Annotated in this window: 6 protein-coding genes; 3 read left to right on the top strand and 3 right to left on the bottom strand. The window is 43.2% G+C overall.

All coding sequences use genetic code 11. The annotated features are described in order from the left end of the window. Positions 1-40: 40 nt before the first annotated feature. Positions 41-5,371: an Ig-like domain-containing protein gene (locus VEZ01S_RS10010; RefSeq protein ID WP_217994656.1), complete on the top strand. Its 5,331-nt coding sequence runs from the start codon at positions 41-43 to the stop codon at positions 5,369-5,371. A 268-nt stretch (positions 5,372-5,639) separates the two neighbouring features. Here the strand turns inward: VEZ01S_RS10010 and VEZ01S_RS10015 are convergent, their stop codons facing one another. The 3 genes from VEZ01S_RS10015 to VEZ01S_RS10025 form a co-directional block, all read right to left on the bottom strand. Further along, on the bottom strand, positions 5,640-6,893 hold the full coding sequence (locus VEZ01S_RS10015) for an MFS transporter (RefSeq protein WP_021713927.1): 1,254 nt from the start codon (positions 6,891-6,893) through the stop codon (positions 5,640-5,642). Positions 6,894-7,289: 396 nt separating this feature from the next. Further along, complete coding sequence (locus VEZ01S_RS10020; protein ID WP_021713928.1) at positions 7,290-7,649, bottom strand: glutaredoxin family protein; 360 nt, start codon at positions 7,647-7,649, stop codon at positions 7,290-7,292. A gap of 248 nt (positions 7,650-7,897) precedes the next feature. Further along, positions 7,898-8,527, bottom strand: coding sequence for a 3'-5' exonuclease (locus tag VEZ01S_RS10025; RefSeq protein WP_021713929.1), 630 nt, complete (start codon positions 8,525-8,527; stop codon positions 7,898-7,900). Positions 8,528-8,659: 132 nt separating this feature from the next. Between VEZ01S_RS10025 and VEZ01S_RS10030 the strand changes: the two genes are divergently transcribed. Continuing rightward, positions 8,660-9,955: an alpha/beta fold hydrolase gene (locus VEZ01S_RS10030; protein WP_021713930.1), complete on the top strand. Its 1,296-nt coding sequence runs from the start codon at positions 8,660-8,662 to the stop codon at positions 9,953-9,955. Positions 9,956-10,126: 171 nt separating this feature from the next. Then, complete coding sequence (dptF, locus tag VEZ01S_RS10035; RefSeq protein WP_021713931.1) at positions 10,127-11,722, top strand: DNA phosphorothioation-dependent restriction protein DptF; 1,596 nt, start codon at positions 10,127-10,129, stop codon at positions 11,720-11,722. Position 11,723 lies beyond the last annotated feature (1 nt).

Consider the following 11,723-nt stretch of genomic DNA (forward strand, 5'->3'; position numbering starts at 1 on the left):
TCAATCTGCATTTACTCAAGCGATATCAGGTACAGCGCCAGTGGGATCGACTTCAAGTGCGACACACAATGGCCAATTCAGTGTCGATACGCAGGCAGGCACCATTGCAGTCAATACTGGCCTCACAGTCAATAAAGATGACGTCCTAAACCTTGCAGAGCAAGGACAAGACTTGGTCATTAGTGGTAGCACCAAGGGCATTGAAGACGGTCAGCATGTCACTGTGGAGTTCAATGGTCATAAATACGGCGACGCGGGTTCAGGTGCACCTATCGAAGTGCACGGCAACCAGTGGACATTGACTGTGCCCCATGCCGATCTTGTTGGTATTAAAGATGGCGCATCGCTTGAGATCACCCCTTCAGTAAGTGATGCAGCAGGCAACCCTGCGACTGTAACTGACGGTCACTTAACAACGGATTTGCATGCGGATGCAGGTATCAGCATTAATAGCATCAATGGTGGAAATCCCATCAACCAAAAGGATGCCAAAGGCAATATTCACGTATCAGGCACGGTTGGCGGAGATGCTAGTGTGGGTGATCACGTTAGCATTGAGATCAACGGTCATACGCACAACAATGTGTTGGTCGAAAAAGGCAATGTCTTTAATTTAGATGTTGATGGCCGTGAGTTTACGACAGATAGCAAAGGTCATGCTGTGACGTCTGGTCAAGTAAAAGCAACGGTGACAGGTACAGATGTCGCAGGGAATGCCTTTACTCAACCGGCCAATAGCCACTTTAGTGTTGATACCGATATTACGCCTGTGACGCTCGATCTAACCGATGGTACGGATTCAGGTTCAAGTCACACAGATAACATCACCCATGGTGATGCCAACGGCAAGCTCATATTTAATCTGGGCTCTGTTGATCCAGATGTTGAACCGAAAAACGGTGGTGTGGTGGTTAAAGACGCAGCTGGTAATATCATTACAGGTACCTTTAGCTCAACAGCAGGTAGCAATGGTGCCACACAATGGACTTTCCATACCGATACCACAGCTTTGCCAGACGGTCAGCATACTTTGCACACCGAAGTGAAAGATGCGCACGGTAATACAGCAATCGGCACGCCGATAGATGTCACTGTTAACACATCTGCCTCAGTAACAATTACAATTGATCCAATCACGCAAGATAATGTAATTGATACAAGTGAAGCGGGTGGTAAAGTTCTTGTTTCAGGTAAAGTTACGGGTGACTTTACTGATGGTGATACTGTTACATTGACAGTTAACAATCATAAAGTAACGGGCGTTGTCGATGCGTCTGGTCATTATAAAATTCCTGTCGCAGGTTCCGATCTAAAAACTGATACACTGGTCATTGCGAAGATTGATACAACGGATGCCGCGGGTAATACTGCAAGTAGTACAACTAAGCACCCTTATACAGTGGATCTTGATCCAACGACATCTGATTCGACATTAGCCTTGTATGAGCACCACTCTCCGTCTAGCACAGCGCCATATACTATGACATTGCCTGATTTTGGTAGCCCACAAGATGAGGATTTAGCTCATGCTCACATTGTCATCGAGTCATTACCTAATAATGGTCATCTCGAGCTAAATGGGAAAGCGGTTAAAGCGAATACTGAATTATCGGTAGCGGATATTAAAGACGGTCATGTGCAGTTTGTACCTGATTCACAAGTGGCAAAAGCAGATATGACGGGTCATATTGGCTTCCATATTAAGGATGCAAAGGGGCATGAAAGCAGTTCTCATCACCTAAGTGTGAGCTTACATGCTCATGCGTCACAGCCAGTATTTAATTTGCAGACACACTCAATTAAGCCAACGGCATCGGGCGGGGCAAAACCGGCGACACACACACGCAGTTATGCTGTGGATCTGTCTGCCCATGGCTATGATAACGATGGTTCTGAAACGCACACTTTAAGCCTTGAAGCACATGATGATATGCACTTGTATACCGCGAAAGGTGCTGAGATTAGTGTTGTCGGCAGTGGCAGTCATAAGCATTGGGATCTATCTGGCCTAAACCAAACAGAGTTGAAAAATCTACATATTAAAATACCTGACAGCTATACAGGCGATCTGGTATTGACCGCCAGACTGGAAACTAAAGAGGCGCAAGGGGAAGAAACACATACCACGAGTATGGATGTGACGCTGCAAACGCCACCTACAGCCACTGACGGCCATTTCTCAACAAATGAAGACACCTCTCACACGCTGACAGTGACTGACTTTGGTACTTATCATGATGCTGATGGCTCAAATGCTGCTGATACAGGCTATGTAGTGATTGATGAATTACCAGCAGGAGGTCAGCTACAGCTAAATGGTCATACGGTGACACTACATCAAGCGATTGATCGTGGTGATATTAGCAGTGGCGCTCTCAAGTTCGTTCCTTTATCAAATTCAGATGAAAATGTGAGTCTTAAGTATCATGTGCGTGATAATGCAAATAATGACGATTCAACGCAGCATACACTGAAGATCGAAGTTGATTCGGTTGCAGATAAACCGACTTTATCGGTAGATTTGGGGGATGTTACTTATCACGCTAAAAGCAAAGGTTCGTCAGCTTATACAGAACATGAATTGAAAATCACCTCAGCACTGACAGATACAGACAGTAGTGAAAAACTGAGTGTTCAGGTTGATACGAAAGGCTTGCCTCTTAATACAGAACTGTGGCAGTCAGGACAGAAAGTCGATGCAAAAAATGGCCATTGGGATCTAGATACGTCGCATCTTGATGATGTGACACTGCATGTTCCAACCAGTGGAGGCATTACATCGGCCTTTGATCTCACCGTTCGAGCAACAAGCAGAGAGAAACATAATGATCACAACGGGGTTAATACCACCCATAATGAGCTCACTAGTGTGCATGTGCCCAAGCTTCAAGTGCTGCATCTAGAAGGCGGTTTAGGTCATCATACGGATAAAGATGCTATTCATACGCAGCATGTACCGTTAACAGGTGTACCTGCGGAGTTGGCACAGGGTGGTACAGCGACCCCTGATAATATTGGTCATCAAGGTGAACTCAAATTTGTGAATGGCCAGTGGGAATATCAGATCACAGATGAGCATTCAATTCATGGTAATCAAGAGCGCTTTACCGTGACTCCCCCTTCTGGTACCAAAGGCGAGCCTACCACGGTGATTGTGGCAGTAGATGGCTATACAGATGAAAAAACAGCCACGCCACCGGCGCCGAAAGCTATCCCTGATCAGGATAAAGGTCTTAAGGGTGACTACTATGGTTATAATGATCATATTGGTGGAAAAATTGGTGACGTCCCCGATGATGCCGACCACCCAACGGCGCATAACGATAGATATGTAGGCGATAAAGTAGAGCCGTACATTCCTAATTGGTACAAGCATGACGACGATGCTAAGTATGGCAATATTGCTAATCTTGACGAAGTTGAGCATGTTATTGCGGATCGGAAGGGCAATCCTGACGCAACGTTTGTCGCTAACCAATTAGATTATAAACTGGAAGAAGGAGATCACTTCAAAGGAGCTAAGACAGCTAATAGCGCAGGTCAGGGGGGATTAGGGAATACCGATCTGAACCATTTACATGATAAAAACCATCAAGATCTTAAACAAGGTGTTTATGTCAAAGCGGGTGATCATGTTGATGCACATGGCGACGCTACGCAGGTTGCTATGCTAGATTTCTTAGATGGACCTCTTGGTCAAAATACCGACAGTCATACTTTAATCGCTCATAGCAATGGTGGTCATGAAGCTGATGGTCCTGATTCCCATCGCACTTCAGGCTTTGGTTCAACCACAGATGCAATTATTAAACTATCGGGCGTGTTAGCCGTAGCTGAGTCGGGTGAGTATGACCTAAAAGTGACTTCAGATGATGGTTTTGTACTCTTCATCGATGGCATGCAAGTAGGCAAAGTGGATTCAGTGCACTCGGCTCGTGCAGATGACTTCCACTTCCATTTAGATGCAGGCCAGCATCAGATACAAATTCTGTATTGGGACGCTTCTATCGACGCAGTCTTAAAAGTGCAGATGCGTAAGCACGGTGATACTGACTTCCCTGTTCTTGGTGAAGATCCGACAGATAAGATCGCCATTTTCCAGCATGAACAAGCAGCACAGAAACAAGGTGAGCGTGTGTTCTATTCGTATCAAAATGGTGTATGGGAAATTCAACAGCCTGTACACAAGGATGGTACCGAGCACGGTGATCATATTTCGGGTCTTGCGGGCATTGATGTAATTGATGCGAAGGGCGGCGATGATACGGTTTATGCTGGAGAAGGTCATGATATCGTCAACGGTGGCGCAGGGAATGATGAACTGTTCGGTGAGGGCGGTGAAGATACACTACGTGGCGGAGTAGGCGATGATCAGCTCGATGGTGGCAGTTCAAGTGATACTTTCGTTTGGCGTGATGGTGATACAGGTCATGATACGGTTAAAGACTTTGAAGTGAAATGGACCGAAGATGTAGTAGTTGGTACAAAAACTAATGGTAACAAAATTCATTCTGAGATCGTCCATCCTGGTGATGTGTTAGACATGCGAGGTATGGTGTCGTCAAAAAATGAATTGGTTGCAAGTTTTGACGGACACAATAACCTTGTCATCACGCATGGTTCTGGTGCACATCTAACCAGCATTACCTTAGAGGGGGTAACCGCTCAGTCAGTGTTACACCACAGTGGTAAAGCGAGTGATGTACTTAGCCAACTATTTACCAACGATCAGATATTGATAGGTACACCACCACAAAACGACGTTGTCGGGCAAACGACACCTCAAAGTGCAAGTGATGAGCCAGAAGATATACCAACGGTAACTATTACCGCGCCAGAGCAAAGTGATGTGCCAGATGACGTACCTACAGTCACCATTGCAGCACCAGAGCAGCATGATGTCGCGACAACGAGTAACCCATACCTAGATATGGTGCAAGCTCATGCTACGCAGCAAACACATCAGCATCAAGACGTGCCCGCAGCTGCGTCTCCTGCTCCTGTGGCAAGTCATGTGCAAGGCGCGAGTGTGTCAGATGGTGCTAGCCATTACCTTAATATGGTTGGTGTCGATGCAAAAGAGGTGAAGGTTGAGCACAAGAAGCATGGGGATGATCATCTTCATACTCAGAAGCACTTTGCGCACAATCCGCTGGCCGATGATTTCCAAGACCCTAACCATGGACAGCATCATGGGCATGATGCGTTTGCGAATCCACTTGAGGATAAGCATGACCATAAAGGTGACAAGCATCATGATACTAAGCCACATGATCTTACTGAGACAGGCAGCCACAACGGCAACCACAATGCTCATGATCAGATGGACAACCATTTAGTGGATCCGACGACTCATCATCACAACAGCTAGTTGAGAGTCTGAAGATACAAAAACCAGCCTGAAAAGAAAGTCGCCCCAATAATTGAACAGCAATTATTGGGAGCGACTTCAAGAGGCTGGTTTTTATTTAGATTAATGAAAGATTGACACCCATTACACCAAATAAGTGATCAGAAATAGCGCAAAAAAATGCTCGAGAACAAGGAAGAATTTCTTGATAAGTCGTTATTCTACAATCGAAAATTCTAACGCTGTTATTTAACAAGCTTGAGTGAGGCGTTACTTCGTACGAATGGTATTAGATCGTCACTATACTTCTTTTCACACTACGCTCCGCCAACAAAAAGAAAACCAGCGCACATAGGATAAAGGCTGAGATGGTGTAGTAGTAAGCGTTGTTACCAGCACCTGATAAGCTAGCTGCAACGGTTGCTCCCGTAATTGAGCCTATGATCCCGATAAATGACATAAAAGAAGAAGCCGAGCCTTTATTTGTGTTTTGTTTGTTTAAGATAAATTGGGTTAAAGGTGGGTTGAGTACACCACGGAAAAAGCTAAATAAAGCCATGGGAACAATAAACAATATTGGCGCACTTAAATGCGTTAAAATACTGATTTCTGAAGCTAACTGATGGTGTACTTGTACATACCCTAAAAAAACAAACAGCGGAATGAGTGCGGAAGAGCAAAACATCATGCGGTAGACGGTTTTAGGCACGTCTTTGGTTATGTAGGCGGACAGGAAATTACCCAGCATTAGGCCCAGCATCACGGGTATGTTGTAGAGTACAAACTCAGCTTCTGAAAGACCAAGGTTGGAGCACAGCATAGACACTCCCGCCGTTATCCACACTAAAAAAGCCGCTCCACAAAACGCTGAGCTTATTGAGATCAGTAAAAAATCACGCTCTCGACTCATCTTAAATATCGCCCAGATATTCTGGCGCAAAGAGGGCGTTGTACCATTTTCTGGTAGCTTACGTGTTTCTGGCATATACGCATTAAGCAACAGTAAAATTAACACCATAAACACAGAGTTTGCCCAAAAGGTAAATTTCCAGCCGCCGATTTTCATAAGAGCGAGACCGATAACTGGCCCAGCCATTGGCGCCAATATAACAATAGTGGCAGAGAGCCCAAGGGCTTTGATAGCGTCTGCATTCGTGTAGTGTTCGTTGATGGCGGCATAGGCCGCGGCAAAGATGGCGCAGATTGCAAGCCCTGTCACTGCTCGCCAAAACAGGAACCAACCAATGCTGGGGGCGAAGGTAACCATCGAGTTCGCGACGATAAACAGTGTTGCACCAAGAAGTAGGGTCGGTCTACGACCAAATCGGTCAGACAGCGGTCCTGCAATTAGCTGAAAAGCTAAGGTGAGCCATAAAAAGGCGGAAACCCCGAGTTGCACCGTGCCATAATCGCCTTCGGCAAAACCAAAATAGTGTGCTATTTCTGGGATCGCCGGTAAAAAAGAGTCATTACTGACGAAGACGGTGAAAGTATACAGAGACGTAAGGATATAAAACTTACGTTGAAAAAAGCTGTGTATCATAGGATATGAGGTCTATAAATGGGGTGAGCTCAGATGAGATCTGACGCGTTAGTTTAAAAAAGAGTCCCCCTTTTATTAAACCGCAATCAAACTGCCTCGGCAATTTGTGCGCCATAGTAGCAATCCAATTCTCAAATACAAGGTAAGGCTATCTTGCATTTTTGTTAGGTGCTCTGATAAAAACCCATCGCAGTAAATAGCGGTTCAGTGTAGTGGGTTAAAATATTCGATAACAGCGTTGATTTTTTATAAGTAGAACAAGGGTTTATCGAAAAGCGTTGCGCAATGCACTTGAGTTATCCGATGTATCGCACCTATCCACGACTAAAAGTAGCGGATAGGCAGTACTCGGAAATGCGTATTTCGCAGAATCAGCAATAAAGGCGAGGATAAAGCCTAGGCAAACTCTTTTTGCAGATAAGTGATGATATCTGAGGATTCATACATCCAAGTTTCTTTGCCATCCGCGGTAATTTTTAAGCAAGGCACTTTGATTCGCCCCCCTCCAACTTGCAACTCTTCACGTGCTTGGCTGTCATCTTTGGCGTCTTTTAGCTCAATGTTGATTGATTGACGTTTCAATTCACGTCGAACTTTTACGCAGAAAGGGCATGCTTCAAATTGATACAAAGTCAGGTCTTTTGCCTTAGTATCGGCACTTTGCTGAGCTTCAGTGGTGCGCTGGACGCCTTTAGGTGAAAAAAGAAAATTAAGCAGTAAGATAATCTTACCTAAGATAATTCGAATGATCTTCATGGATAGGTTGGGGCTCAGAGTGTAAAAATAATGAGCACCATGCTGAATGAAAAATTGATCTTAGTCAATTTGTCTCATGTGGCTTTGGCTCACATTTCAACTATTTATGTTGCGGCGTTACCCTTTGCCGGTGAGGTGTTAGTACTATTATTTACAGTGTAAAGAAGCCCTTGCTTTATATAGACTCAGGCACGATGGCGCTTACGTAAGCGCAGAGCTTCACGAATGGATACCAGCGGTAGTGAGGATTATTTATTGGTAAGCTTAACGTGCTTGCTAATGAGTGAATCTAATGCATTTTTGCTGGTTTTTGACAGCTTTTGCATAAAGGTGAACTCTGGGTTGGAAATGCCTCTGCGGCTGAGTTCTTCTAATATTACCATCCACAGTTTGGCGGTCATTTCTGAATCGGCTAATGCGCGGTGAAATACTCCATCATGTTCAATGTGTTTATAGCGAATGAGATCACCGAGCTTGTGAGTAGGGGCTTCTTGATATAAGCGTCGTGCAATAAGCATAGAACATGCAAATTGCCCCGAATATTTAAGTCCCAATAAATCAAGTTCTGCATCTAAAAAGCGTTTATCAAAAGAGGCGTTGTGCGCCACCATGTTGCTATCGCCAATAAATGTGGCAAATTCACTCATCACTTCGGCGCAACTCGGTGCGCTACGCAACATATTGTTGCTAATGCCAGTGTAGCTTTCGATAAATGAACTGACGCGAAAACCGGGGTTCATTAATTGTTGAAAGGTGTCTATCACTTGACCGTCAATCAGCTTAACCGCACCAATCTCAATAGCTCTATCGCCCATATTGGGTGACAGACCTGTGGTTTCAAAATCGAGGACAATAACGGAATTGGCGGAAGAAGGCATAAATACTCTGAGGCAATCAAAACAAAACGGGGGCATTCTAACACGTTAGAAGCTGAGTTTCTTGTGGCTATGACTTGGAAATTGATCGAACAATCAGTAGGGTATGTGCATCATCCAATCCAAGGAAGTACCATGCTCGGAAATACGTTTATTAATGATGGTTGCTGTTATCAAAACCATACATTTGAAGTGCCACTTAGTTACAGCGATGAAAGCTCTCAAACATTGTCACTTTTTGCCAGAGAAGTGCGTTTATTAGGTGACGAAAACAGCAGCAAACCTTGGTTACTGTTTTTTCAAGGAGGTCCGGGATTTCCATCGCCTAGACCTAATGGGCATTCAGGCTGGTTAAAAGTCGCGTTGCAACGATACCGTGTATTGTTACTTGATCAGCGCGGTACAGGTCACAGCAGTGTAATTACTCATCAAACTTTAGCGCACCTAAACAGCGAACAACAAGCTGAGTATTTAACGCACTTTCGCGCGGATAATATCGTTCGCGATGCGGAAACCATTCGTCAGCAGTTAGGTATCGATAAGTGGGCGACATTAGGGCAAAGCTTTGGTGGATTTTGTACGTTAACTTACCTTTCGTTGTTTCCAGATAGCTTATTACAATGTTATGTCACTGGCGGCATTCCCTCTATCGACCGTGCCATTGATGATGTTTATGAAGCGACGTTCAAGCGTACAATGCAAAAAAATAAAGCGTTCTTCAAACAGTTCCCACTAGCACAATCATTGTGCCAGAAGATTGCCGACCATTTGCTAAGTCATGAAGAATTTCTGCCGAACGGGCAAAGATTCACAGTGGAACAATTTCAGCAAATCGGTATTAATTTTGGTGTCAGTGACACCTTTTTACCCACCTACTATCTGCTAGAAAGCGCCTTTGTCGAAGTTAATGGATCGCAAGTTCTAAGCTATGAATTTTTAAATGCCATGCTCTCAGAGCAAGCGTTTCAAACCAATCCTATCTATGCCATCTTGCATGAATCTATCTATTGCCAAGGTTTTGCTTCGCAGTGGAGTGCGCACCGAGTTAGGCAAAATCATGCACAATTTAACTACCAGTCGGGGCAGCCGTTTTACTTCACTGGCGAGATGGCATTCCCGTGGATGTTTGAGCAATATAAAAACTTACAACCACTGCAAGAAGCCGCAAACACACTGGCCAATAAAAACGACTGGCAACCTTTGTATCACGCAGAGGTATTGGCAAACAACAAAGTGCCTTTAAGCTGCGCAGTGTATGCCGACGATATGTTTGTTGAAATGGCATTGAGCATTGAAACGCTCAATAGAATCCCGAACTCACAAGCGTGGATCACGAATGAGTATGAACACAACGGCTTGCGTATGGATGGAGAACGAATCCTAAGTAAGTTGTTTGCATTTGGCGATCAAACGTTAGCAACCTTGGAATAATTGGCTAATCGAGTACGATGAGCAGCTACTTATAAGTCACTTATGTAGCTGTTCTTTTTAGCAGCCGGCATAAATTTAATTTTGTTGTGATCATTATTGAGAACAGCTAAGTCATTGCAATTTAAAAACTGGTACAATTTATATATCTAAAACTGTTGAGCGAACATCAATATGAAATTAGAGCAAGCTCTAAGTATTCTTTCTAAATCATCGCCTTATGCGGTAAGTACAGAAAGAGAGCATAACCAAGACATTTTGGCTGATTTTAAAAGCTATATGTACATCACTACAGACATAGAAAGTGACTTTAAAAAATCGTTAACTTCAGCTAAGAAAAACGACATCATATTTTTGTGTGGTAGTAGTGGAGACGGTAAATCTGAAATCTTGACGCAGTACAGTAAAGCGTACCAAGCGACTCATGAATTTCATCTTGATGCAACGCACAGTTTTAATCCTTGTCAGACCGCGATAAATGCGTTGGATGAAAGGTTTGCCCAATTTAAAGAAACTGATAAGCCGCTTGTTATAGGCATTAATATTGGGATGTTAGGAAATTATGCTGAAGAAGGTGCAGAGCAACACAATGATATTAAAGCATCGATCAAAGCATTCCTAGAACATCAACCAACTAATATTCCTGACAATCATATATTCTTAGATTTTGAGCAGTACCCTAAGTTTACCTTGAGCCATGAGACTTGCACGTCTGATTTTGCTGCTAGGTTTCTTGCGCGATTAACTGATTCAACGTTAGATAACCCATTTTATGCACTGTATAAAAATGAAGTACATAAATCAGGGCACAACAAACTTACCGCCAATTACGCTTTGTTGGGTTTAGACTCCGTTCAAAAAAACGTGATCACTTTGCTATTGAAAACACGTTTGATAAAAGATCGCTTTCTGACGGCGCGAGCTCTACTTGATTTTGTTTTCCAGATTTTAGCGGGTGATGGCTATTTATTTGATAATTTGTTCTCTGGAGCAGATAACGAATTGCTTGAGCATATTCAAAGTTTTGATCCAAGCAATATTCATACTCGTAAGGTGGATGAGTTTGTTCTTCAGTTTGGACTAGGTATTGAAGATAAAGGCTTTGTGCAGCTTAAAGATAAAGTTAAAGCTCTAGGTGTGTTTGATGTGCTAAGCGCAGCTTCATATTTGCGTATGGTTTACTTGTTAAAAGATGAAGAAGAGTTCTTAAATGAGTATATCAACGAACTAAAGGTAGATTTTGATAATTTGCTAGTCGATAAATATGCAAACATATGGTTACTACATCGAGAATTTGATGGTTCGGCTCCACAGAAAAAAGAGCTCAATAGATTCTATAAAGATACTTTAATAGCAGCAGTACATCGTTATTGTAATCGTAATTCCCCGTCACTTGATAAAGACCAGTTTTTTATCTCTGAATACAATGGCTTTAAAACTGCCGTAGAGTTCGAGGTAAAACCAGATTTCTTCTCTATTAAAACTCAAGCTGTAAATAAAATTGGTTCATTTAATGCACATATAAAAATTGATGAACACTCTCTTTCACCAATGCCAATCAGTATCAATTTACTTGAGTTATTGGAAAAAATTAACCAAGGGTATCGTCCAAATAAGCATGATAAGAATGCCGTTCTTTTATTAGACGAGGTGATTGAGCAAATTATCACCGTAGCGAACGAAAAAAACACTTTGTTTATTCTGAAAGATGATAAGCGCTACAAGGTTATAAATGAAGACAATGAATATTTTGAAGTGAGTGGTTTATAAA

This window comes from Vibrio ezurae NBRC 102218 (assembly GCF_000467185.1).
In the GTDB taxonomy this organism is placed as follows: Bacteria; Pseudomonadota; Gammaproteobacteria; order Enterobacterales; family Vibrionaceae; genus Vibrio; species Vibrio ezurae.

Excerpts from the sequence above, each read along its gene's own strand:
- VEZ01S_RS10015 (WP_021713927.1), bottom strand. The coding sequence starts at position 6,893 with ATGATACACAGCTTTTTTCAACGTAAGTTTTATATCCTTACGTCTCTG.
- VEZ01S_RS10020 (WP_021713928.1), bottom strand. The coding sequence starts at position 7,649 with ATGAAGATCATTCGAATTATCTTAGGTAAGATTATCTTACTGCTTAAT.
- VEZ01S_RS10025 (WP_021713929.1), bottom strand. The coding sequence starts at position 8,527 with ATGCCTTCTTCCGCCAATTCCGTTATTGTCCTCGATTTTGAAACCACA.
- VEZ01S_RS10030 (WP_021713930.1), top strand. The coding sequence starts at position 8,660 with ATGCTCGGAAATACGTTTATTAATGATGGTTGCTGTTATCAAAACCAT.
- dptF (WP_021713931.1), top strand. The coding sequence starts at position 10,127 with ATGAAATTAGAGCAAGCTCTAAGTATTCTTTCTAAATCATCGCCTTAT.